Origin of the sequence: Streptomyces albireticuli (assembly GCF_021228125.1) — a bacterium.
Taxonomy (GTDB): domain Bacteria; phylum Actinomycetota; class Actinomycetes; order Streptomycetales; family Streptomycetaceae; genus Streptomyces; species Streptomyces albireticuli.
In genome coordinates this window covers 591,604-614,259 of the sequence record NZ_JAJQQS010000003.1, presented here as the reverse complement: position 1 = coordinate 614,259, position 22,656 = coordinate 591,604, and the positions used below count along the sequence as shown (strand labels likewise).

Genomic DNA, 22,656 nt, shown 5'->3' with positions numbered 1-22,656 from the left:
CCGCCGCCCCGCCGGGATCGCGGGAGGACTACTCCTCGCCCTCCAGCTCGCCCTCCGTCTCCAGGAACGCCCGGCGCAGCCCGTCGAGGGTCTCGGCGTCGGGCTTGGCCCACATGCCGCGGCTCTCGGCCTCCAGGAGGCGCTCGGCGATGCCGTGCAGGGCCCAGGGGTTGGCCTCCTGGAGGAAGGCGCGGTTCTCCGGGTCCAGGACGTAGGTCTGGGCGAGCTTGTCGTACATCCAGTCGGGGACGACGCCGGTGGTGGCGTCGTAGCCGAAGAGGTAGTCCACGGTGGCCGCGAGCTCGAAGGCGCCCTTGTAGCCGTGGCGGCGCATGGCCTCGATCCAGCGGGGGTTGACCACCCGGGCGCGGAAGACGCGGGAGGTCTCCTCGACCAGGGTGCGGGTGCGGACCGTCTCCGGGCGGGTGGAGTCGCCGATGTACGCCTCGGGGGCGGTGCCCTTCAGCGCCCGTACGGTCGCGACCATGCCGCCGTGGTACTGGAAGTAGTCGTCGGAGTCGGCGATGTCGTGCTCGCGGGTGTCCGTGTTCTTGGCCGCGACCGCGATCCGCTTGTACGCCGTCTCCATCTCCTCGCGGGCCGGGCGGCCTTCGAGGCCCCGGCCGTAGGCGTAGCCGCCCCAGACGGTGTAGACCTCCGCCAGATCGGCGTCGGTGCGCCAGTCCCGGCTGTCGATGAGCTGGAGCAGGCCCGCGCCGTAGGTGCCCGGGCGGGAGCCGAAGATGCGGGTGGTGGCGCGGCGTTCGTCGCCGTGGGCCGCGAGGTCGGCCCGGGCGTGGGCGCGGACGTAGTTCTGCTCGTCCGGCTCGTCCAGGGACGCCGCCAGCCGCACCGCGTCGTCCAGGAGGCCGATGACGTGCGGGAAGGCGTCGCGGAAGAAGCCGCTGATGCGCAGGGTGACGTCGACGCGCGGACGGCCCAGCTCCTCCGGGGTGACGGGCTCGAGTCCGGTCACCCGGCGGGACGCCTCGTCCCACACGGGACGGATGCCCATCAGGTGCAGGGCCTCGGCGATGTCGTCGCCGGCGGTGCGCATGGCGCTCGTCCCCCACAGGGAGAGGCCGACCGACTTCGGCCAGTCGCCGTGGTCGGCGCGGTAGCGCTCCAGGAGGGACTCGGCGAGCGCCTGCCCGGTCTCCCAGGCGAGCCGGCTGGGCACGGCCTTGGGGTCGACGGAGTAGAAGTTGCGGCCCGTCGGGAGGACGTTGACCAGTCCGCGCAGCGGGGAGCCGGAGGGGCCCGCCGGGACGAAGCGGCCCGCGAGCGCCTTGAGGGCGTGGTCGAGTTCGTCGGTGGTGCGCGCCAGACGGGGGACGACCTCGTTCGCCGCGAAGGTCAGGATCGCCTCGACGGCGTCGGCGTTCGCCGCAGCGGTGCCCGCCGCCGTGCTCACAACGGCGGGTACGGCCGCCGGGTCCCAGCCCGCGTCCTCCATGGCCTGGACCAGGGCGCGCGCCGCGGCCTCCGCCTCGTCCGCCGTCGTGCGCGTCGCCGCCGACTCGTCCAGGCCGAGCGCCTCGCGCAGGCCCGGCAGGGCCGCCGTGCCGCCCCAGATCTGGCGGGCGCGGAGAATCGACAGGACGAGGTTGACGCGCTCGGGGCCGGTCGGGGCGCCGCCGAGCACGTGCAGGCCGTCGCGGATCTGGGCGTCCTTGACCTCGCACAGCCAGCCGTCGACGTGCAGCAGGAAGTCGTCGAAGCCGTCGTCGTCCGGGCGGTTCTCCAGGCCGAGGTCGTGGTCGAGCTTGGCGGCCTGGATCAGCGTCCAGATCTGGGCGCGGATGGCGGGCAGCTTGGCCGGGTCCATCGAGGAGATGGCGGCGTACTCGTCGAGGAGCTGCTCCAGGCGCGTGATGTCGCCGTAGGACTCCGCGCGGGCCATCGGCGGCACCAGGTGGTCGACGAGGGTGGCGTGGGCGCGGCGCTTGGCCTGGGTGCCCTCGCCGGGGTCGTTGACGAGGAAGGGGTAGACCAGCGGGAGGTCGCCGAGGGCGGCGTCGGGGCCGCAGGCGGCGGACAGGCCGGCGTTCTTGCCGGGCAGCCACTCCAGGTTGCCGTGCTTGCCGAGGTGGACCATGGCGTCGGCGCCGAAGCCGCCGTCCTCACGGGCGGCCGCGATCCAGCGGTACGCGGCGAGGTAGTGGTGCGAGGGCGGCAGGTCGGGGTCGTGGTAGATGGCGATGGGGTTCTCGCCGAAGCCGCGCGGCGGCTGGATGAGGATCAGCAGGTTGCCGCGGCGCAGGGCGGCGAGGACGATGTCGCCCTCGGGGTTGCGGCTGCGGTCCAGGAACATCTCGCCCAGCGGCGGGCCCCAGTGCTCCTCGACGGACTCGCGCAGCTCCCGCGGCAGCTTCCCGTACCAGCGCCGGTAGTCGGCGGCGGGGATGCGGACGGGGTTGCGGGCGAGCTGCTCCTCGGTGAGCCACTCCTGGTCGTGGCCGCCGGCCTCGATGAGGGCGTAGATGAGCTCGTCGCCGTCGCCGGACTCCAGGCCGGGCACGGGCTCGTCGCCGAAGTCGTAGCCCTCCTCGCGCAGGCGGCGCAGCAGGGCGACGGCGCTGGCGGGGGTGTCGAGGCCGACGGCGTTGCCGATGCGGGAGTGCTTGGTGGGGTAGGCGGAGAGGACGAGCGCGATCCGCTTCTCGCCGGCCGGGATGTGGCGGAGCCGCGCGTGGCGGACGGCGATGCCGGCGACGCGGGCGGCGCGCTCGGGGTCGGCCACGTACATCGGCAGACCGTCCTCGTCGACCTCCTTGAAGGAGAAGGGGACGGTGATGATGCGGCCGTCGAACTCCGGCACGGCGACCTGGGTGGCGGCGTCGAGCGGCGAGAGGCCCTCGTCGTTCTCCTCCCAGGCGCTGCGGGGGCCGGTCAGGCACAGGGCCTGGAGGATCGGCACGTCGAGGGCGGCGAGGGCGCCCGCGTCCCAGGACTCGTCGTCGCCGCCGGCGGAGGCCGTGGCGGGCTTGGTGCCGCCGGCGGCCAGGACGGTGGTGACGACGGCGTCGGCGGTGCCGAGGGCCTCGATCAGCTCGGCCTCGGGGGCGCGCAGGGAGGCGACGTAGAGCGGCATGGCCCGGCCGCCGGCGTCCTCGACGGCGCCGCAGAGGGCGTCCACGAAGGCGGTGTTGCCGCTCATGTGGTGGGCGCGGTAGTAGAGGACGGCGACGAGCGGGCCGTCGGCGTTCCCGGCGCGCGGCGTGCGCTCCAGCGGGCCCCAGGCGGGGGCGGGGGCGGGGGCCTCGAAACCGTGGCCGGTGAGCAGCACGGTGTCGGAGAGGAACCGGGAGAGCTGTTCGAGGTTGGCGGGGCCGCCGTGGGCGAGGTAGGCGTGTGCCTCGGCGGCGATGCCGACGGGCACGGTGGACGCCTCCATCAGCTGGGCGTCGGGGGCCTGTTCGCCGGTGAGGACGACGACGGGGCGGTCCCCGGCGAGCAGCAGGTCGAGCCCGTCCTGCCAGGCGCGGACGCCACCGAGGAGGCGGACGACGACGAGGTCGGTGCCCTCCAGGAGCGCCGGGAGCTCGTCGAGGGCGAGCCGGGCCGGGTTGGCGAGCCGGTACGGGACCGGGCCCCCGAGTGCGGCGGCCGCGCGGGCGCTGAGCAGGTCGGTGTCGGACGTCGACAGAAGAAGGATCACGCGGCGCTCCCCTGGGCTTCGAGGGTCGCCCGGGGCGTGCGGGACCGGAATGTGCGCATGCGGCGGCAAGCCTTCCTCGGGGTCCGCGCCCCGGGCGGTTGGAGGACGGCGGGAGTTCCTGACTCGCCCGGCATCGCTGCCGGGCTCACAGTGGCGGGACCGTGCCGGAGTCTCACCGGCTTCCTCCCCTGTCGCCGTCGCTGGCGTTCGGAAGCAGTGCTCGCGGAGCGGGCGCTGTTCCACTGCTGAGCATAGTAAGCGCTGGCAGGGCGCGGTACGGGAGTGTGTGGGGTGTGCGGTACGGGGCCGAGCGCCGGGCGCGGGCGTCGGTATGCTCGCCGCCATGCCCTCCACCCCCGCACTCTCCTCGGACCGGGACGATTCCGGTGCCGGCGCGCCCGCCGCCGGGCCCGTTCGCGAGCGCGGCGACGCCTGCCCCGGCGCCCTGCGCCTGCACGCCGCGGACGACGGCGCGCTGGCCCGGGTCCGGCTGCCCGGCGGCCTGCTGACTGCCCGTCAGGCGGTGGCGCTGGCCCGGTGCGCGGAGCAGCTGGGCGACGGGCACCTCGACCTCACCTCGCGCGGCAATGTGCAGCTGCGCGGCCTCGCCACCGGCTGCGGCGGCACGCTCGCGGAGGCGCTGCGGCCGTCCGGGCTGCTGCCCTCGGACCGGCACGACCGGATCCGCAATGTGGTGGCGTCCCCGCTGTGCGGTCTGGACGACTGGCGTCCGGATTCCGGATCCGGGCCGGACGGGGGGATTCCGGCGGCCGACCCGGCCGCGCCCGATGTCCAGGCGTGGGTGCGTGAGCTGGACGGACTGCTCTGCTCCGACGACGGCCCGGCCGATCTGGCCGGTCTCTCCGGCCGGTTCCTCTTCGGTCTGGACGACGGGCGCGGCGACATCGTGGCCCTCCGGCCCGATGTGACATTGATCGCAAGCGGCGACGGGCGGGCCGACCTGTACTTCGGCACGTCCGGGCCCGGCCTGAGGGTCCTCGCCGGGGACGCCCCGCGCGCTGCCGTGCTGGCGGCGGCCGGGTTCCTGGCGGCGCTGGAGTCCGGCGGCGCGACGGCCTGGCGGGTGCGGGAACTGCCGCCCGGGCGGCGGCCGACCACCGCCCGGCTGGCGGACCGGCTCACCGCGGCGGGCATCGCCCACACCCCGCTCCCGCCCACCCGGCTGCCCTCCGGCGAGCCCGCCGGGCCGGGCCGGGTGACGGGCCCGGACGGTCTGTGCGCCCTGTCGGTGACGGCGCCGCTGGGGCGGCTGACCGTCGCTCAGTGGCGGCTCGTCACGGACGTCGCCGGGGAGGGCTCCGGCGGGATACGGGTGACCCCCTGGCGCGGCCTCGTCGTCCCCGGCCTCCCCCCGGCGAAGGCCCCACGGCTCCTCGCCGCTCTCGCGGACGCCGGGTTCGTCACCTCCACCGCCTCCGCCTGGCACGGCGCGGGCGCCTGCGCGGGCCGGCCCGGCTGCGCCAAGTCCCGCGCGGACGTACGGGCGGACGCGGCGGCCGCACTCGGCCGGCGGCGGTCCGCCGGGCTGCCGGTGTACTGGTCCGGGTGCGAGCGGCGCTGCGGCCACCCCGGCGGCCGGTGGGTCGACGTCCTGGCGGCCGACGGCGGGTACGAGGTCACCGAACGGGACGGCACGTGGAGCGGACCCGCCCGGCGGGTGGCGGCCGCGACCGGACCGGCGGGGCTGGCGGACGCCGTGGCGGCGGCGCGGTCCGGAACACGGGCGCGGACACACACGACGATTCAGCAGTAGATCCGGCCGGCAGCAGATCCGGCCGGGCCGTTCGGCACCACAGCGGCGGAACGGCGCACAGAGCGAAACCAGCGAGCGAGGCAGAGTGTTCGAGTACGACAAGGACGGCGCGTCCATCTACCGCCAGTCCTTCGCCACCATCCGGGCCGAGGCGGACCTCGGCGGACTGCCGCCGGACGTGAGCCGGGTCGTGGTCCGCATGATCCACGCCTGTGGGATGACCGACCTCGTGCGGGACGTCTCGTACAGCCCGCGGGTCGTGGCGCGGGCGAGCGAGGCGCTGCGCGCGGGCGCGCCGATCCTGTGCGACGCGAACATGGTGGCCAGCGGCGTCACCCGCAAGCGGCTGCCCGCCGACAACGAGGTGCTGTGCACCCTCACCGACCCGGCGGTGCCCGACCTGGCCCGGCGCATGGGCACCACCCGCAGCGCGGCCGCGCTGGAACTGTGGCGCGAGAAGCTCGACGGTGCGGTGGTGGCGGTGGGCAACGCGCCCACGGCTCTGTTCCGCCTCCTGGAGATGGTCCAGGAAGGAGGGGCGGGTGCGCCGCGCCCGGCCGCCGTCATCGGCATACCGGTCGGCTTCATCGGCGCCGCCGAGTCCAAGGACGCCCTGGCGGACAGCCCGCTGGGGCTGGAGTACCTGGTGGTGCGGGGCCGGCGTGGCGGCAGCGCCATGGCCGCGGCCGCGATCAACGCGATAGCGAGCGAGGAAGAGTGAGCGAGCAGCCTTTGACGACGGGCCGGCTGTACGGGGTGGGGCTCGGCCCCGGCGACCCGGACCTGATGACCGTGCGGGCCGTCGAGGCCATCGCCGCCGCGGACGTGGTCGCGTACCACAGCGCCCGGCACGGCCGGTCGATCGCGCGCTCGATCGCGGAACGCCATCTGCGCCCCGAGCACATCGAGGAGCGACTGGTCTACCCGGTCACGACGGAGACGACGGACCACCCGGGCGGCTACCGGGCCGCGATGGAGGAGTTCTACGAGGAGGCCGCGGCGCGACTGGCCGCGCACCTCGACGCGGGCCGTACGGTGGCGGTGCTCGCCGAGGGCGACCCGCTCTTCTACAGCTCGTACATGCACATGCACAAGCGGCTGGCCCACCGCTACCCGACCGAGGTCGTCCCGGGCGTCACGTCGTTCAGCGCGGCGGCGGCCCGGCTGGGCGAGCCGCTGGTGGAGGGCGAGGAGGTGCTGACGATCCTGCCGGGCACGCTGCCCGAGGAGGAGCTCGCGGCCCGGCTCGCCTCGACCGACTCGGCCGTGGTGATGAAGCTCGGGCGGACGTTCCCGGCGGTGCGGGGCGCGCTGGAGCGCTCCGGGCGGCTGGAGGAGGCGCGGTACGTCGAGCGCGCCACGATGAGCGGGGAGCGGACGGGCCGGCTGGCCGACGTGGACCCGGAGTCGGTGCCGTACTTCTCCGTGGCGGTGCTGCCGAGCCGCGTGGGCGCGGCCCCCGCGGCGCCGGCCGCGGGCCGGGGGCGGGTCGTGGTCGTCGGGCTCGGTCCGGCCGGCCCGCTGTGGCTCACGCCGGAGGCGCGGGGCGAGCTCGCGGCGGCCGAGGACGTCGTCGGGTACAGCACGTACGTGGACCGGGTGCCGGCGCGGCCCGGGCAGCGGCGCCACGCCTCCGACAACAAGGTGGAGTCCGAGCGCGCCGAGTTCGCGCTCGACCTCGCCCGCGAGGGGCGGCGGGTCGCCGTCGTCTCGTCGGGCGACCCGGGTGTCTTCGCGATGGCGACGGCGGTCCTGGAGGTCGCCTCCGAGGACCCGTACCGCGAGATCCCGGTCCGGATCGTCCCCGGCATGACGGCCGCCCACGCGGCGGCCTCCCGCGCGGGCGCCCCGCTGGGCCACGACTACGCGGTGGTCTCCCTCTCCGACCGGCTCAAGCCCTGGGAGGTCATCGCGGAGCGGCTGCGCGCCGCGGCGGCCGCGGACCTGGTCCTGGCCCTGTACAACCCCGGCTCCCGCAGCCGCGTCTGGCAGGTCGGCAAGGCCCGCGACCTCCTCCTCGAACACCGCGCCCCGGAGACCCCCGTGGTCCTCGGCCGCGACGTGGGCGGCCCGGAGGAGAACGTCCGCGTCGTCCGCCTCGGCGACCTCGACCCGGCGGACGTCGACATGCGCACGATCCTCCTCGTGGGCTCCACCCAGACCCGCACGGTCCACCGGGGCCCCGGCGACGGCGAGCGGATCGTGTGGACGCCCCGGCGGTATCCGGAGGCGTGAACCCGCCGGTCCGGCGGCCCGGATCCGGGCCGCCGGACCGGATCACAGACCGAGGAAAGTGACCTGGCGGATGTAGACCCGCTGGTGACGCGGGACGACCTGGTACACGAACATGCCCGACGCGTCGACGGTCTCTTCCTGCATGCGGGGCGAGCCGCCCATGTACTTCGCCCCGTCGAGGTAGAGCGCCGCGGCGGCCCGGACGAGTTCGTCGGCACGTTGTTCGACCTGTGCGACAAAGGCCAGATTGTCGATGCCGCCGATGACGAACCCGGGGTCGGGGTCGTACTCCCACGCCCAGGTGTCAGTCACCGGTCACCGCGGCACGGGCCTCGTCGCGTACGGCCATGCACGCGTCCATGGCCTCGCGCCATCTCGGGTCGGTGCGGTCGAGGGTGTTCGCGCCGTCCAGGGCCGCGCGGTAGCGGGCGGCCAGGCCGGGGCGGCGTTCGATCTCGATCTCGGTCGCCCACTTGAGCTGGAACATCCGGATGGGCTGGAACGAGGAGTGCTGGGTGGCCGCGGTGAACGCCGAGTCCCGGTCCGCCTGGAACTCGGCGAGGCGGGAGGAGGCGACACGGGCGAGCGCGGCCCGGAGCGCGGGGAACGTCATCTCCGGCCGCGGGATGAGCTCGGCGGGGTCTTCGGCGTGCTGTGCGGTCATCGGTCCTCCGTACATCCGGCGCACTGCGAACCGTACCGGCTCGCGGGCGGGCGCCGGAGCGGAACCGGCGCGGTGCCGTCAGCCGAGAACCTTCCGCACCCACTCCACCGCCCCGGCCGGATCCGCCGTCTCCGGTACCCCCTCCGGTACCGGGGGCCTGCGGACGACCAGTACCGGTACGCCCGTCTCGCGTGCGGCGACGAGTTTCGCCGATGTCGCCGCCGCCCCGCTGTCCTTCGTCACCAGGACGTCGATGCGGTGGCGGCGCAGGAGTTCCGTCTCGCCCTCGACGGTGAAGGGGCCCCGGTCCAGGAGGATCTCCGTGCGGGGTGGCATGGGGGGTTCCGGGGCGTCGACGGAGCGGACGAGGAACCACTGGGCGGTGAGGTGCGCGAAGGTGGCGAGGCCCATGCGGCCGGTGGTCAGGAAGACGCGTTCGCCGAGGGCCGGCAGGGCGTCCGCGGCCTCCGTCAGGGTGCTGACCTGGTGCCATCGGTCGCCGGGGCCGGGTACCCACCCGGCGCGGCGGAGGGCGAGCAAGGGAACATGGACGGACGCGGCGGCCTGCGCCGCGTTGAAACTGATCGTGCCGGCGAAAGGATGGGTGGCGTCGATGAGCGCGTCCACCTGCTGCTCGCGCAGCCAGCGGGCCATGCCCTCGGGTCCCCCGAACCCCCCGATCCGCACCTGCCCGGCGGGCAGCCGTGGCCGGGCGACACGTCCGGCGAGCGAGGTCGTGACCCGCAGCGCGGGGTCCTCGGCGAGCTCGGCGGCGAGCTGCCGCGCCTCGGTCGTGCCGCCGAGGATCAGGATGTGGCGCTGGGCGCTCACGCGGTGCCTTTCGGTGGAGGAGGGTGCGCGTCCGGCCGGCCGGACGCGGGTGGCGGCCGGTGCGGCGTCAGGGAACGCTACCCGCCGGGCCGGTGCGGCACGAGCCGGGGGCGGCCCCGGGCGCGGTGACCTCGGGCACGGCAGCCCCGGGCACGGCGGCGCACACGGTGGTGTCCGTCGCGCCGTCGGACACCGCGCGGAACGACTCGGCCGCGCCGTCGGACCGCACGCGGCACAGCCCGGCCACGCCGCTCCCACGGGCGGAGCCCGCCGTGGCTGAGCCCCTGGCCGGTCAGGTCACCGGTGGACGGGCGGCCCAGCTCGCGCACACCGGGATGCGGCACGGCTGGACGACCGGCGCCTGCGCGACGGCCGCGACCACCGCCGCGTACACGGCGCTGCTGACCGGGGAGTTCCCCGACCCGGTGACGATCACGCTGCCCAAGGGGCAGACACCGGCGTTCGCGCTCGCCGCGGAGCGGACGCACGGTGACGGCCGGGTGATGGCCGCGATCGTGAAGGACGCCGGAGACGACCCGGACGTCACCCACGGGGCGCTGATCCGCTCGACGGTACGGGCCCTGCCGCCCGGCTCGGGCGTGGTGTTCCGGGCGGGGCCGGGCGTGGGCACGGTCACCCGGCCGGGGCTGCCGCTGCCGGTCGGGGAGCCCGCGATCAATCCCGTGCCGCGGCAGATGATGCGCGACCACGTGGCGGAGACGGCCGCCCGGCTCGGCGGTACGGGGGACGTCGAGATCGAGGTGTCCGTGGACCACGGCGAGGAGATCGCCCGTTCCACCTGGAACCCCCGGCTGGGGATCCTCGGCGGCATCTCGATCCTGGGCACGACCGGCATCGTCGTGCCGTACTCGTGCTCGGCGTGGATCGACAGCATCCGGCGCGGCGTGGACGTGGCCCGCGCGGCGGGCCGTACGCACGTGGCGGGATGCACGGGCTCGACGTCGGAGAAGGTGGCCGTGGCCGTGCACGGCCTGCCGGAGGACGCGCTGCTGGACATGGGCGACTTCGCGGGCGCGGTGCTGAAGTACGTGCGCCGGCACCCGGTGGACCGGCTGACGGTCGCGGGCGGCTTCGCGAAGCTGTCCAAGCTGGCGGCGGGCCATCTGGACCTGCACTCGGCGCGGTCCCAGGTCGACAAGGGCTTCCTGGCTGAGCTGGCCCGGCGCGGCGGGGCCGGCGAGGAGCTGGCGGCGGCCGTGGCCGGCGCCAACACCGGCCTGGACGCCCTCCAGCGGTGCGCGGCCGAGGGCGTCCCGCTCGGCGACCTGGTGGCGGCGACCGCCCGCGACGAGGCACTGGCCGTGCTGCGGGGCGCGCCCGTCACGGTCGACGTCATCTGCATCGACCGCGCGGGCACGATCGTGGGCCGCGCGGAGCCGAGGGGCCCGCGCGACCACGGCATCTGAGAACGCGTCTCTCGGGGCACCCGCTCCACCCGGTGAGGGCTCGACGGAGGTGGCGTGGGCGCCGCTGAGGTGACGGGACAGCGGACCGCTTCCACCACCCCGTCGTCCGGCCATCACCCACCCGTGCAGAGGCTGAGGGCCCGGCCCCGTCGCTCGGCTACCGGGCACCCGCGCGAAGCACCAGATCGCCGCTCGCCACGGCCGCCCCCACCACGCCCCTGTTACCCTCCGTTATCGACCCGGCGCTCCCGGTCGCGGGAGGCGGCGTTCGGGGTGATGCTGGTGGGACCGTGGCCGGCACCGGCCACCCCGGCGCCCGCGGTGCCGGTGGGCCACGACCGCGACTCCTCGCGACACCGGCGCCCCGCCCGGACCGCACGACGCACATGCCCGGCAGGCACGGGCACTCCTTCCGCCAGGGAGCGAGGGACGGCTGTGACCAAGGCAGAGACCGCGCCACGGCGGCGCACCCGCGAGGCGCCCGACACCGGCGCGGCCTTCGAGCGGCTGGTGACCCTCTCCGACGGCGCCGAGCGCGACCGCCTCCGGCAGGACGTGATCGCCGCCTGGCTGCCCATGGCCGAGCGCATCAGCCTGCGGTTCCGCAGCAGCGGCGAGAGCCCCGCGGACCTGCGTCAGGTGGCCGCCCTGGGTCTGGTCAACGCCGTGGACCGGTACGACCCCGGGCTCGGCCACGCCTTCGAGACCTTCGCCGTCCCGACCATCACCGGGGAGCTCAGGCGGCACATCCGCGACCACGCCTGGTCGGTGCACATCCCGCGCCGGGACCAGGAGCTGCGGGCGGCGGTCCGCGCGGCCCAGGTGACGCTGGCGCAGCGCGGGGTGCGCGGCCGGGCGGGAGCGGCGGAGCTGGCGGCGGAGAGCGGGCTGTCCGAGGAGGAGGTGCGGCGCGGGCTGGCCGCCGAGGGCGTGCACCACACGCTGTCCCTGGACCACACGGTGCTCGGCGCCCACGACCTCCCGCTCGCCGACACGCTCGGCTGTGCGGACGTCGCGCTGGACCTGGTGATCGACCGGCAGTCCCTGCGGCCGCTCCTGAGCGCCCTGCCCGAGCGGGAGAAGTACGTCCTGTACTGGCGGTTCTTCGGCAATCTCACCCAGAAGCAGATAGGTGCCCGGCTGGGCGTCTCGCAGATGCAGATTTCCCGCATCCTCAGCCGTACGTGCGCCCGGCTCCGCCAGGAACTGCTGGGCGGGGCCGCGCCGCCGGGCGGCAGTCCCGCCCCCTCCTGAGCGCCGGGCCCCGGCAGAGGCGTCCCCTCATGCCGCTGCCGCGCGTACGTACCGCCCCCGCGTCCCCGTTTCCGTGTCCCTTTCGTGTCCGTTTCCGTGTCCGTCACGACAGGCAGGTGCATCACCATGACGTCGAGTCACACCCGCCTCACCCCCGATCTGCCGCCGATCGTCGACGTCCCCGACCTTCCCGGCGCCCAGCTGTCCGAGCCGGTGGGCCGGGAGCCCGAGGAGTGCCCGCGGGACGGGAGCGTCCTCGACATCGGGCCCGGACATGGCGGTGGCGCCCATCATGGCCATGATGGGCGCCACAACCGCGCGGGCGAGGACTCCGGCGGCTGACTGTGACCCTCCCCACGCGCACCGCGCGGGTGCGGCTGGGCCGCACCCGGCGGGGCTTACGGGCTTACCACTTGTCGTGGTCGTAGCCCCCGTGACCGTGGCCGCCGTAGCCGCCGTGACCCTTGTGGCCGCCGTCGTGGTGCCCGCCGTGGCCGTCGATGTTGGCGCAGGTGTTGCCGAAGGTCGGGTTCAGCAGGCCCACGATGTCGATGGTGTTGCCGCAGAGGTTCACCGGGATCTGGATCGGGACCTGAATGACGTTGCCCGAGATGACGCCGGGGGAGCCCACGGCCGCACCCTGCGCTCCGGAAGCGGCGGAGGCGACTCCCGCCGCGGCGCCGGTCACGGCGAAACCGGCGGCGACGGTCAGGGCAGCAGCCTTGGCGATACGCGACATGGCTAAACCTTTCTCATGGGTGGTGAGCGGCAATTGTTGCCAGAGAATCCAGAGAGATTCGCTCAATTCGGGCGCAGAGGGCCATAATTAACCCGGTAAGCCCAATAAGTCATATGGAATGTATGGGATGTTGGGGAAAAATGCTGGGCCGACCGGGTGCCGGCGCGTAACCCCCGGACACCCCGAGGGGGGAACGCGGGGAAGCGGGCGTACGAACGCGGCACACATGCCCGGGCCCGGTGGCACTGCCCCGTGTGCGCCGCCCGTCACGGCGCGTAAGCGGAAGTGGAGGTGCGCGCGGTGTCCCCCGCCGTGACCGAGGACACCGGGAGAGATCACTCATGTGCACACAGGTGAGGAGGTCAAGTACAGTTTTCGAAGCTTTGATAGATCAGACGAACTGGGAAATGACACCGCCGATGACGGTCACTGAAGAAAGCCGCGACGGTGCAGCCCTCGGGGCAGGCATCGATCCCGAGCGGATGGCGATCTGCCTGAGTGTGCTGGAGGAGCTCGACGGACTGCCGGTCGACCACCCGCAGGCGATCGAGATCCGGCGCGCCACGGCCGGCATCTACCGCATGGTGAAGCAGCGCCGCCGGCAGGAGCGCCGGGCCGCCAAGACCGCCAACGACAAGGCCGTCACCGAGGCCACCGCCACCGGCGCCGCCGACCGCATCGACGACGAGACCCGTGGCATCCCGCTCGCCGCCACGAGCGCCGCCCAGATCGTCGGCATCCTGGAGCGCCCCCGCTCCTGCTACATCTGCAAGACCCGGTACGTCGAGGTCGACGCGTTCTACCACCAGCTGTGCCAGCCCTGCGCCGCGGAGAACCGCGCCCGCCGGGACGCCCGTGCGGACCTGTCCGGCAAGCGCGCCCTGCTCACCGGCGGCCGTGCCAAGATCGGCATGTACATAGCGCTGCGGCTGCTGCGCGACGGTGCCCACACCACCGTGACCACGCGTTTCCCCAACGACGCGATCCGCCGCTTCAAGGCCATGCCCGACAGCGCGGAGTGGCTGCACCGGCTGAAGATCGTCGGCATCGACCTCCGGGACCCCGCGCAGGTCGTCGCCCTGGCCGACTCCGTCGCCGCCGAGGGCCCGCTCGACATCCTGATCAACAACGCGGCCCAGACCGTCCGCCGCAGCCCGGCCGCCTACCGCGAGCTGGTCGCCGCCGAGGCCGCCCCGCTGCCCGCCGGCGAGCTGCCCGCCTCCGTGGTCTTCGGCGCCTTCGGCAGCGGCGCGCAGGCCGCCCTGCCCGCCCCCGCGGGCAGCCGGCACGACGAGCTGACCCCGCAGGCGCTCACCGAGCTCGCCCTGACCAGCGGCTCCGCCTCGCTGGCCCGGGTCGAGGCCGGCACCGCGATCGACGCCGGCGGCCTCGTGCCCGACCTGGACGCCACCAACACCTGGATCCAGAAGGTCGGCGACGTCGACCCCGTGGAGCTGCTCGAAGTCCAGCTCTGCAATGTCACCGCGCCGTTCGTGCTGGTCAGCCGGCTCCGCCCGGCCATGGCCGCGTCGGCCGCCCGCCGCAAGTACGTGGTCAACGTCTCGGCCATGGAAGGCGTCTTCAGCCGCGGCTACAAGGGCGCGGGCCACCCGCACACCAACATGGCCAAGGCCGCGCTCAACATGCTCACGCGCACCAGCGCCCAGGAGATGTTCGAGACCGACAACATCCTGATGACCGCCGTCGACACGGGCTGGATCACCGACGAGCGCCCGCACCCCGACAAGGTGCGGCTCGCCGAGGAGGGCTTCCACGCCCCGCTCGACCTCGTCGACGGCGCGGCCCGCGTCTACGACCCGATCGTCCGCGGCGAGCACGGCGAGGACCTCTACGGCTGCTTCCTCAAGGACTACGCGCCCGCCAACTGGTAGCCGCACCGGGCACCGCCCTCCGCACGCCGACACGACCGCCCGTCCCGGACTTCCGGGGCGGGCGGTCGCGCGTTTCCGGATGCGCCCGGATCCCCACCCCCGTGGACGGACGTGCCCGGAGACCCCCACCCCCGTGGACGGACATGCCCGGAGACCCCCACCCCCATCGACAGACGTGCCCGGAGACTCCGCCCCGTGCGTACGGGCGCGCCCGGAGCCCCCGTCCCCGTACGGACCCGCACGCCGCACCCGTAAGGCCAGCCCCGCCTGGCGCGACGTACCCGCGGCGGGGGAGCGTGGACCCCATGGACGCGACAGCGCACGACCACGGCCGGGACGAGGGCACGGACGGCGGGGCCGACGGGACGGGCAGGGCCGACGGGACGTTCGACCGCCACGACGCCCTCGGCGCCGAGCCCCTCGCCCCCGGCGCGTCCGGGGCGCAGGACCCGCCGCGAGTGCTCGTGGCCGGGGCGACCGGCTACATCGGCGGGCGGCTCGTCCCCCGGCTCCTGGACGCCGGATACCGGGTGCGCTGTCTGGTCCGCGACCCGGAACGGCTGCGGGACCAGCCGTGGGCGGACCGCGTCGAGACCGTCAAGGGCGACGTGACCCGCCCGGACACGCTCCCCCGCGCCTTCGAGGACGTCGACGTCCTCTACTACCTCGTGCACGCCCTCGGCACCGGCCGCGACTTCGAGGAGACCGACCGGCGGGCCGCGCTCGCCGTCGGCCGCGCCGCGAAGGCCGCCGGCCTCCGGCGCATCGTCTACCTGGGCGGCCCCTCGCCCCGGCAGGTGTCCGAGCGCGACCTCTCCCCGCACCTGCGCTCCCGCGCCGAGGTCGGGCGCATCCTGCTGGGCAGCGGCGTCCCCACCGCCCAGCTCCGCGCCGCGGTGATCATCGGATCCGGCTCGGCCTCCTTCGAAATGCTGCGGTACCTCACCGAACGGCTGCCCGCGATGGTCACCCCGAAGTGGGCGGACACCCGGGTGCAGCCCATCGCCGTCCGCGACGTCCTGCGCTACCTGCTGGGCGCCGCCCGGCTGCCCGCCGACGTCAGCCGCGGCTTCGACATCTGCGGCCCCGACGTCCTCACCTACCGCCGGATGATGGAGCGCTACGCGGCCGTCGCCCGCCTGCCGCGCCGGGTGATCGTGCCCGTGCCCGTGCTCTCGCCCCGGCTCTCCAGCCTCTGGGTCGGCCTGGTCACGCCCGTACCCGGCGGCATCGCCCGCCCGCTCGTCGAGTCGCTGCGCCACGAGGCGGTGTGCCGCGAGCACGACATCGCCCGGTACGTGCCGGACCCGCCGGAGGGCCCGGTCGGCTTCGACGAGGCCGTACGCCTGGCCCTCCAGCGGGTGCGTGACGCCGACGTCGCCACCCGCTGGTCCTCCGCCTCGCTGCCCGGCGCGCCCAGCGACCCGCTGCCCTCGGACCCCGACTGGTCCGGCGGCAGCCTCTACGAGGACCGGCGCGAGGTGACCGTCGACGCCCCGGCCGCGGCGCTCTGGCGCGTCGTCGAAGGCATCGGAGGCGAGAACGGGTGGTACTCCTTCCCGCTGGCCTGGTCGGCGCGTGGCCTGCTGGACCGCCTCGTGGGCGGCGTCGGCCTGCGCCGGGGGCGCCGGGATCCGCAGCGGCTGCGGGTCGGTGACTCGCTGGACTTCTGGCGGGTCGAGGCGCTGGAGCACGGCCACATCCTGCGGCTGCGCGCGGAGATGCGGCTGCCCGGCCTGGCCTGGCTCGAACTGACCGTGACCCCCGAGGGGCCGGGCCGCGCCACGTACCGGCAGCGGGCGTTGTTCCATCCGCACGGGCTGGCGGGGCACGCGTACTGGTGGAGCGTGGCGCCGTTCCACGCGGTGGTGTTCGGGGGGATGGCGCGGAATGTCGCGCGGCGGGCGGGGGCGGGTGTGTAGGGCGGGTGCGGGTGCCGCTGCGCGGGGCTTTGTCCCCTACCCGCCCCTTCCCGTAACCGGGGGCTTCGCCCCCGGGCCCCCTTTTCCGCGCTTCGCGCGGTGTCCTCAAGCGCCGGACGGGCTGATTTTCAGCCCGTCCGGCGCTTGAGGACCGGGGTCCGGGGCGGAGCCCCGGGTCGGGAAGGGGCGGGGCTGGGGAAAAAGCCCGCCGCAGGCGCGTCAGCCCCGCGGCAGCAGCTCCCGCACCCGCCCCAGCACCCCCGCCAGAGCATCCGCCGCCAGCCCCCCACCCTGGGCGACGTCGTCGTTGCCGCCACCGCGACCGTTCAGCAGCGACTTCACCAGCGCCGCGGCCGAGAGGCCGGCCGCCCGGCCCGCCTTGTTGACCGCGACGGCCACCACGGCCTTGCCGCCGGCGTCCGAACCGATCACCGCCACGCCCGGCCGGGCGTCCGGCATGCGGTCGCGTACGGCCAGCGCCAGCGCACGGGCGTCGCCGTCCGTGGTCGCGGTCACGGCGAGGGTCCCGGAGACCTCGGCCGCGGCGGCGGCGAGCTCCGCCGCCCGCCCGGCCGCGGCCCGCTGCCGCAGCTCCTCGGCCCGCTGGTCGGCGGCCTTGAGCCGGTCGAGCAGCACCGCCACCCGGTCGGTCAGCTGCCCGCGGGGCGCCTGGAGCTGCTCCGCGAGCCGGACCACCAGGTCACGCTCGCGCGCCAGATAGCCGAAGCCCTCGACGCCGACCGCCGCTTCCAGCCGGCGCATGCCCGCGCCGACCGACGACTCGGCGGTCAGCGCCACCAGGCCGATCTGCGAGGCGTGCTCGACGTGCGTACCGCCGCACAGCTCGCGCGACCAGGCGCCGCCGATCTCCACGACCCGCACCCGCTCGCCGTAGGTCTCGCCGAACAGCGCGAGCGCGCCCAGCTCCTTGGCCTCGGGCAGCGTCATCCAGCGCACGTCCACGGCCAGGTCCCGGCGCAGGGCGCGGTTCGCGGCCTCCTCGACCTCGCTGCGGGCCGTCTGTCCCAGCGCGCCGCGCCAGGGGAAGTCCAGGCGCAGATAGCCGGGCCGGTTGTACGAGCCGGCCTGGAGCGCGGTCGGGCCGAGCACCTGGCGCAGCGCCGCGTGCAGTACGTGCGTGCCGGAGTGCGCCTGGCGGGCACCGAGCCGCCACTCGGCGTCGACGGCCGCCCGTACGCCGTCGCCCACGGCCAACTCACCCGCCGTCACCCGCACCTGATGGGTCACCAGGCCGGGCAGGGGTCGCTGGACGTCCAGCACCTCGGCCTCCACGGAGGCGCCGGTGAGCGCGCCCGCGTCGCTGTCCTGGCCGCCGGACTCGGCGTAGAACGGGGTGCGGTCCAGGACGACCGTGGCGATCTCTCCGGCGCGGACCACCGGCAGCGGGCCGGCCGGGCCGAGCAGGGCCAGCACCTTGGAGTCGGTCAGCAGTGTGTCGTAGGCCCGCCAGTCCGTGGGGCCGTGCGCGTCGAGCACCGAGCGCAGCGCGGAGGTGTCCAGCGCCCCGCCGGACTTGCGGGCGCGGGCGTCGGCGCGGGCCCGCTCGCGCTGCTCGGACATGAGCGCGGTGAAGCCCTCGCGGTCGACCTCGACGCCCTGCTCCTCGGCCATCTCCAGCGTCAGGTCGATGGGGAAGCCGTAGGTGTCGTGCAGCAGGAACGCCCGGTCGCCCGGGAGCTTGCGGCCACCGGCCGCCTTCACCTCGGCGACGGCCGTGTCGAGCACGGTCGTGCCCTGCCGCAGGGTGGAGCGGAAGGCGTCCTCCTCCGCGTACGCCTGCTGCGAGATGCGGTCGAACTCCTCGGCCACCTCGGGGTAGCTCGCGGCCATGCAGTCCCGGGCCGCGGGCAGCAGCTCGGGCAGGGCGGGGTCCTGGTGGCCGAGCAGGCGCACCGAGCGGACGGCCCGGCGCAGGATGCGGCGGAGCACGTAGCCGCGGCCCTCGTTGCCGGGCGCGGTGCCGTCGGCGAGCAGCATCAGGGCGGTGCGGACGTGGTCGGCGACGACCCGCAGGCGGACGTCCGCCTCCGCGTCGGCCCCGTAGCGGGCGCCGGTCAGCTCGGCGGCCCGGTCGAGGATCGGCCGGGTCTCGTCGATCTCGTAGAGGTTGTCGACGCCCTGGAGGAGCGTCGCCATGCGCTCCAGGCCCATGCCGGTGTCGATGTTGCGGCGCGGCAGCTCGCCAAGAATGGGGTAGCCCGCCTTGCCGGTGCCCTCGCCGCGCTCGTACTGCATGAAGACGAGGTTCCAGAACTCCATGTAGCGGTCCTCGTCCACGGTGGGACCGCCCTCGCGGCCCAGGGCGGGGCCGCGGTCGTAGAAGAGCTCGGAGCACGGGCCGCAGGGGCCGGGGACGCCCATGGACCAGAAGTTGTCCTCGTCGCCCCGGCGGACGATCCGCTCCTGCGGCAGCCCGGAGATCCGCCGCCACAGCTCGGCGGCCTCGTCGTCCGCGTGGTGGACGGTGGCCCAGATCCGGTCCGGGTCGAGCCCGAAGCCGCCGTCGGCGACGGGGGCCGTGGACAGCTCCCAGGCGTAGGAGATGGCCTCTTCCTTGAAGTAGTCGCCGAAGGAGAAGTTGCCGTTCATCTGGAAGAACGAACCGTGCCGGGTGGTGCGGCCGACCTCTTCGATGTCGAGGGTGCGGATGCACTTCTGCACGCTCGTCGCGCGCCCCCACGGCGGCTGCGCCTCGCCCGTCAGATACGGCTTGAACGGCACCATGCCCGCGTTGACGAACAGCAGCGTCGGGTCGGGCGTGGGCAGCGGCGCGCTGGGCACGACGGTGTGGCCGCGGGCGGCGAAGTAGTCGAGGAAGCGGGAACGGATCTCGGCGGTACGCATGCGGAACTCCGGGAGGTTCAAGGGGCACGGCCGGTCCGGCGCTCCCGGACCGGCGGTGGGGCGGCGCCGCCGCGCGGGGCGCGGCGGCGGCCTCGGGTCTACGCGACTACGGCCTTACGGGCGACGGGGTGCAGCGCCGCGTACTCCAGCGGTGCCGACGGGTCGATCGACACGTCCAGCGGCGCCGGCTCCGCGCCCGCCCGCACCAGCAGGTCGCCGACCGCGGCGATCATCGCGCCGTTGTCCGTGCACAGCCGCAGCGGCGGCACCCGCAGGGTGATGCCGGCCTTGGCGCACCGCTCCTCGGCCAGGGCCCGCACCCGGGAGTTGGCGGCCACGCCGCCGACCACGACGAGGGTGCCCACCCCGTGCTCCTTGCACGCGGCGACCGCCTTGCGGGTGAGGACGTCGGCTATGGCCTCCTGGAGGGACGCGGCGCCGTCGGCCACGGGCAGCGGCAGCCCCGCGGCCCGGTGCTGCTCGGCCCAGCGCGCGGCGGCCGTCTTCAGGCCGGAGAAGGAGAACGCGTAGCGGTCGTCGCGCGGGCCCGTGAGCGGGCGCGGGAACGCCACCGCGCGCGGGTCGCCCTCGCGTGCCGCCCGGTCGACGGCGGGGCCGCCGGGGTAGGGCAGCCCGAAGACCCGGGCGACCTTGTCGAAGCACTCGCCCGCGGCGTCGTCGAGGGTGTCGCCGAGGTGGACGATCGGGTCGCGCGCCAGGTCCCGTACGAGCAGCAGCGAGGTGTGGCCGCCGGAGACGATCAGCACCATGCAGGGGTTGGGCAGCGGCCCGTGCTCCAGGGTGTCGGCGGCCACGTGACCGGCGAGGTGGTGCACGCCGTAGAGCGGCACCCCCAGGGAGTACGCGAAGCCCTTCGCCGCCGCGACGCCCACCTGGAGCGCGCCGGACAGACCGGGGCCCGTCGTGACGGCGACCGCGTCGATGTCACTCATGGTCAGGCCCGCGTCGGCCAGTGCCGCGTGGACGACCGGCGCCGCCGCGTGCACGTGCGCGCGCGCCGCGATCTCCGGCACGACGCCGCCGAAGCGCGCGTGCTCGTCCATGCTGGACGCCACCGAGTGGCCCAGCAGCTTTCCGTCCTGGACCAGACCCGCACCGGTCTCGTCGCAGGACGACTCGATCCCCAGCACCACCGGTGAACGCTTCACGCCGCGCCGCCTCCCGCCTTCTGTAGTAGCTGCACATTGTATGCAACTGCTGGGAAGCGGTCCCGGCTGTGCCGCCGTCGTCGCTGGTCAGTAGAGTTCCCGTGCTCCCCGACCCCCGTGAACCCCGAGGTGACGAGACCCCGTGAGCACTGCCCCCGTGACCGTCGTAGGCATCGGTGCCGACGGCTGGCCCGGCCTCGCCCCCGGCTCCCGGGCGGCGCTGCGCGAAGCCGAGGTGGTCATCGGCGGACCGCGCCAGCTGGAGCTGCTCCCGGAGGACTGTACCGGCGAGCGCGTCGCCTGGCCGTCGCCGCTGCGCCCCGCGGTGCCCGGCCTGCTGGCCGCCCACGCCGGGCGGCGCGTCTGCGTGCTCGCCAGCGGCGACCCCATGTTCTTCGGCATCGGCCGCACGCTCGTGGACGTCCTCGGCGACGCGGCCGGGCTGCGGGTGCTGCCGCACCCCTCCTCCGTCTCGTACGCCTGCGCCCGGCTCGGCTGGCCGCTCGACGACACCGAGGTGGTCAGCCTCGTCGGCCGGCCGCTCAGCTCGCTCGTCGCCGCGTTGCACCCGGGCCGCCGCCTGCTGGTGCTCAGCGCCGGCGCGGGCACCCCCGCCGAGGTGGCGGCGCTGCTGGCCGCGCGCGGCTTCGGGCCGAGCCGGCTGACGCTCCTGGAGCAGCTCGGCGGGCCGCGCGAGCGCCGCGTCGAGGGCCCGGCCGAGGGCTGGCCGCACCCGCCCGGCGACGCGCTGAACGTCCTCGCCGTCGAGTGCCGGGCCGCCGACGGCACGCCCCGCCTCCCGCTCACCCCCGGCCTCCCGGACGAATCCTTCGAGCACGACGGGCAGTTGACGAAGCGTCATGTCCGGGCGGTGACGCTCGCCACGCTCGCCCCGGCCCCCGGCGAACTGCTCTGGGACGTGGGCGGCGGCTCCGGCTCGATCGGCGTCGAGTGGATGCGCGCCCACCGCTCCTGCCGCGCCGTCGCCGTCGAGCGCGACCCCGTGCGGGCCGGGCGGATCGCCCGCAACGCCGAGGCGCTCGGCGTGCCCGCCCTGCGCGTCGTCACCGGCGCCGCCCCGGCGGCCCTGGCCGGGCTGCCCACGCCCGACGCCGTCTTCGTGGGCGGCGGGCTCACCGCCCCCGGCCTCCTCGAAGCCTGCTGGGAGGCGCTGCCCGCCGGCGGCCGGCTCGTCGCCAACACCGTCACCCTCGAGTCCGAGGCGCTGCTCACCGGGTGGTACCGGCGGCACGGCGGCGAGCTGACCCGCCTCGCCGTGGCGCGGGCCGTCCCCGTCGGTGGCTTCACCGGCTGGCGGCAGGCCATGCCGGTCACACAGTGGTCCGTGACCAAGCCGCGGGGCCCCGTGGCCGAACCCGTACAGCCCGTAGACCCCGTACAAGGAGAGCTCCAGCCATGACCGTGTACTTCATCGGCGCCGGCCCCGGCGCCGCCGACCTCATCACGGTGCGGGGCGCGCGGACCCTGGCCCGCTGCGGCGTCTGTCTCTACGCGGGCAGCCTCGTCCCCCGGGAGCTCCTCGCCGACTGCCCGCCCGGCGCCCGGCTCGTGGACACCGCCCGGCTGGACCTCGACCAGATCACCGCGGAGTTCGTCCGCGCCCACGAGGCGGGCCAGGACGTGGCCCGGCTGCACTCCGGCGACCCGGCCGTCTTCAGTGCCGTCGCCGAGCAGATGCGGCGTCTGGACGCGGCCGGGATTCCGTACGAGATCGTGCCCGGCGTGCCCTCCTTCGCCGCGGCCGCCGCGGCGCTCGGCCGCGAGCTGACCGTGCCGACCGTGGGCCAGACGGTCATCCTCACCCGCGTCGCCCAGCAGGCCACCCCGATGCCCCCCGGTGAGGACCTGGCGACGCTCGGCCGCAGCGGCGCCCTGCTCGTCCTCCACCTCGCGGCCCGCTACACCGACCGGGTCGTCGCCGAGCTGCTCCCGCACTACGGGCCGGACTGCCCCGCGGCCGTCGTCGCCATGGCCAGCCGTCCCGACGAGATCGTCCTGCGCGGCACGCTCGCCGACATCGCGGGACAGGTGGCGGAGGCCGGGGTGGTCCGTACGGCGGTCATCCTGGTGGGCCGCGCGCTGGCGGCGGAGCAGTTCCCGGACAGCTATCTGTACTCGACCGGACGGGACCGCCGCGACCACTGAGCCGTGGTGAGGGCAGCCTATGCTTACCCCTGAATGATCTTGTGGCAGTCGACCGGC

18 protein-coding genes and 1 riboswitch are annotated in these 22,656 nt (G+C 75.1%); of the genes, 10 read left to right on the top strand and 8 right to left on the bottom strand.

Annotated features, from left to right (window positions below; translation table 11 throughout):
• Nucleotides 1-28: 28 nt before the first annotated feature.
• Complete coding sequence (gene cobN / locus LUZ64_RS07150; RefSeq protein WP_095579006.1) at nucleotides 29-3,661, bottom strand: cobaltochelatase subunit CobN; 3,633 nt, start codon at nucleotides 3,659-3,661, stop codon at nucleotides 29-31.
• Nucleotides 3,662-3,773: 112 nt separating this feature from the next.
• Nucleotides 3,774-3,847, bottom strand: a riboswitch (cobalamin riboswitch).
• 157 nt (nucleotides 3,848-4,004) lie between these two features.
• Here cobN and LUZ64_RS07145 point away from each other — a divergent pair.
• The 3 genes from LUZ64_RS07145 (at nucleotide 4,005) to LUZ64_RS07135 (ending at nucleotide 7,670) form a co-directional block, all read left to right on the top strand.
• Nucleotides 4,005-5,435, top strand: coding sequence for a ferredoxin-like domain-containing protein (locus tag LUZ64_RS07145; RefSeq protein ID WP_232389739.1), 1,431 nt, complete (start codon nucleotides 4,005-4,007; stop codon nucleotides 5,433-5,435).
• An 85-nt stretch (nucleotides 5,436-5,520) separates the two neighbouring features.
• On the top strand, nucleotides 5,521-6,156 hold the full coding sequence (locus tag LUZ64_RS07140; protein ID WP_095579008.1) for a precorrin-8X methylmutase: 636 nt from the start codon (nucleotides 5,521-5,523) through the stop codon (nucleotides 6,154-6,156).
• Nucleotides 6,153-7,670 (top strand): precorrin-2 C(20)-methyltransferase, encoded by a 1,518-nt coding sequence (locus LUZ64_RS07135; protein WP_095579009.1) that lies wholly within the window; start codon nucleotides 6,153-6,155, stop codon nucleotides 7,668-7,670. The genes LUZ64_RS07140 and LUZ64_RS07135 overlap by 4 nt, the downstream gene beginning before the upstream one ends.
• A 42-nt stretch (nucleotides 7,671-7,712) precedes the next feature.
• On the opposite strand, the gene LUZ64_RS07130 is transcribed toward LUZ64_RS07135, so the two are convergent.
• The 4 genes from LUZ64_RS07130 to LUZ64_RS07115 form a co-directional block, all read right to left on the bottom strand.
• A complete protein-coding gene (locus LUZ64_RS07130; protein ID WP_095579010.1) occupies nucleotides 7,713-7,982 on the bottom strand; it encodes a hypothetical protein in 270 nt (89 codons plus the stop codon).
• Nucleotides 7,975-8,334 carry a hypothetical protein gene (locus LUZ64_RS07125; protein WP_095579011.1) on the bottom strand — a complete coding sequence of 120 codons (360 nt, stop codon included), beginning with the start codon at nucleotides 8,332-8,334 and terminating at the stop codon, nucleotides 7,975-7,977. Before LUZ64_RS07125 ends, LUZ64_RS07130 begins: the two co-directional genes overlap by 8 nt.
• 78 nt (nucleotides 8,335-8,412) lie before the next feature.
• A complete protein-coding gene (locus tag LUZ64_RS07120; protein ID WP_095579012.1) occupies nucleotides 8,413-9,165 on the bottom strand; it encodes a cobalt-precorrin-6A reductase in 753 nt (250 codons plus the stop codon).
• Nucleotides 9,166-9,232: 67 nt separating this feature from the next.
• Nucleotides 9,233-9,412 (bottom strand): hypothetical protein, encoded by a 180-nt coding sequence (locus LUZ64_RS07115; RefSeq protein WP_143593018.1) that lies wholly within the window; start codon nucleotides 9,410-9,412, stop codon nucleotides 9,233-9,235.
• A gap of 88 nt (nucleotides 9,413-9,500) precedes the next feature.
• On the opposite strand from LUZ64_RS07115, the gene LUZ64_RS07110 reads away from it, so the two are divergent.
• The 3 genes from LUZ64_RS07110 (at nucleotide 9,501) to LUZ64_RS07100 (ending at nucleotide 12,188) form a co-directional block, all read left to right on the top strand.
• Entirely contained in the window at nucleotides 9,501-10,592 is a 1,092-nt protein-coding gene (locus LUZ64_RS07110) for a cobalt-precorrin-5B (C(1))-methyltransferase (RefSeq protein ID WP_232389844.1), read from the top strand.
• Nucleotides 10,593-11,027: 435 nt separating this feature from the next.
• On the top strand, nucleotides 11,028-11,846 hold the full coding sequence (locus LUZ64_RS07105; RefSeq protein WP_232389740.1) for a SigB/SigF/SigG family RNA polymerase sigma factor: 819 nt from the start codon (nucleotides 11,028-11,030) through the stop codon (nucleotides 11,844-11,846).
• A gap of 126 nt (nucleotides 11,847-11,972) precedes the next feature.
• The gene (locus LUZ64_RS07100; RefSeq protein ID WP_095579014.1) at nucleotides 11,973-12,188 is read left to right on the top strand and encodes a hypothetical protein; all 216 of its coding nucleotides are present in this window, start codon (nucleotides 11,973-11,975) and stop codon (nucleotides 12,186-12,188) included.
• Between the two features lie 64 nt (nucleotides 12,189-12,252).
• On the opposite strand, the gene LUZ64_RS07095 is transcribed toward LUZ64_RS07100, so the two are convergent.
• Nucleotides 12,253-12,585 carry a chaplin gene (locus LUZ64_RS07095; protein ID WP_095579015.1) on the bottom strand — a complete coding sequence of 111 codons (333 nt, stop codon included), beginning with the start codon at nucleotides 12,583-12,585 and terminating at the stop codon, nucleotides 12,253-12,255.
• 419 nt (nucleotides 12,586-13,004) lie between these two features.
• Between LUZ64_RS07095 and LUZ64_RS07090 the strand changes: the two genes are divergently transcribed.
• Both LUZ64_RS07090 and LUZ64_RS07085 read left to right on the top strand, forming a co-directional pair.
• Nucleotides 13,005-14,477: an SDR family NAD(P)-dependent oxidoreductase gene (locus LUZ64_RS07090; RefSeq protein WP_095579016.1), complete on the top strand. Its 1,473-nt coding sequence runs from the start codon at nucleotides 13,005-13,007 to the stop codon at nucleotides 14,475-14,477.
• 305 nt (nucleotides 14,478-14,782) lie between these two features.
• Complete coding sequence (locus LUZ64_RS07085; protein WP_095581735.1) at nucleotides 14,783-16,399, top strand: SDR family oxidoreductase; 1,617 nt, start codon at nucleotides 14,783-14,785, stop codon at nucleotides 16,397-16,399.
• Nucleotides 16,400-16,618: 219 nt separating this feature from the next.
• On the opposite strand, the gene alaS is transcribed toward LUZ64_RS07085, so the two are convergent.
• Nucleotides 16,619-19,264 (bottom strand): alanine--tRNA ligase, encoded by a 2,646-nt coding sequence (gene alaS / locus LUZ64_RS07080; RefSeq protein WP_232389741.1) that lies wholly within the window; start codon nucleotides 19,262-19,264, stop codon nucleotides 16,619-16,621.
• A 98-nt stretch (nucleotides 19,265-19,362) separates the two neighbouring features.
• The gene (tsaD, locus tag LUZ64_RS07075) at nucleotides 19,363-20,418 is read right to left on the bottom strand and encodes a tRNA (adenosine(37)-N6)-threonylcarbamoyltransferase complex transferase subunit TsaD (protein WP_211304997.1); all 1,056 of its coding nucleotides are present in this window, start codon (nucleotides 20,416-20,418) and stop codon (nucleotides 19,363-19,365) included.
• A gap of 157 nt (nucleotides 20,419-20,575) precedes the next feature.
• On the opposite strand from tsaD, the gene cbiE reads away from it, so the two are divergent.
• The gene (gene cbiE, locus LUZ64_RS07070) at nucleotides 20,576-21,853 is read left to right on the top strand and encodes a precorrin-6y C5,15-methyltransferase (decarboxylating) subunit CbiE (protein WP_095581042.1); all 1,278 of its coding nucleotides are present in this window, start codon (nucleotides 20,576-20,578) and stop codon (nucleotides 21,851-21,853) included.
• Complete coding sequence (gene cobM, locus LUZ64_RS07065; RefSeq protein WP_095581043.1) at nucleotides 21,850-22,599, top strand: precorrin-4 C(11)-methyltransferase; 750 nt, start codon at nucleotides 21,850-21,852, stop codon at nucleotides 22,597-22,599. The genes cbiE and cobM overlap by 4 nt, the downstream gene beginning before the upstream one ends.
• Nucleotides 22,600-22,656 lie beyond the last annotated feature (57 nt).

Coding starts and splice junctions, on each gene's coding strand:
- LUZ64_RS07145 (WP_232389739.1), top strand. CDS start 4,005: ATGCCCTCCACCCCCGCACTCTCCTCGGACCGGGACGATTCCGGTGCC.
- LUZ64_RS07125 (WP_095579011.1), bottom strand. CDS start 8,334: ATGACCGCACAGCACGCCGAAGACCCCGCCGAGCTCATCCCGCGGCCG.
- LUZ64_RS07110 (WP_232389844.1), top strand. CDS start 9,501: ATGCGGCACGGCTGGACGACCGGCGCCTGCGCGACGGCCGCGACCACC.
- LUZ64_RS07100 (WP_095579014.1), top strand. CDS start 11,973: ATGACGTCGAGTCACACCCGCCTCACCCCCGATCTGCCGCCGATCGTC.
- LUZ64_RS07095 (WP_095579015.1), bottom strand. CDS start 12,585: ATGTCGCGTATCGCCAAGGCTGCTGCCCTGACCGTCGCCGCCGGTTTC.
- LUZ64_RS07090 (WP_095579016.1), top strand. CDS start 13,005: ATGACGGTCACTGAAGAAAGCCGCGACGGTGCAGCCCTCGGGGCAGGC.
- LUZ64_RS07085 (WP_095581735.1), top strand. CDS start 14,783: ATGGACGCGACAGCGCACGACCACGGCCGGGACGAGGGCACGGACGGC.
- alaS (WP_232389741.1), bottom strand. CDS start 19,264: ATGCGTACCGCCGAGATCCGTTCCCGCTTCCTCGACTACTTCGCCGCC.
- cobM (WP_095581043.1), top strand. CDS start 21,850: ATGACCGTGTACTTCATCGGCGCCGGCCCCGGCGCCGCCGACCTCATC.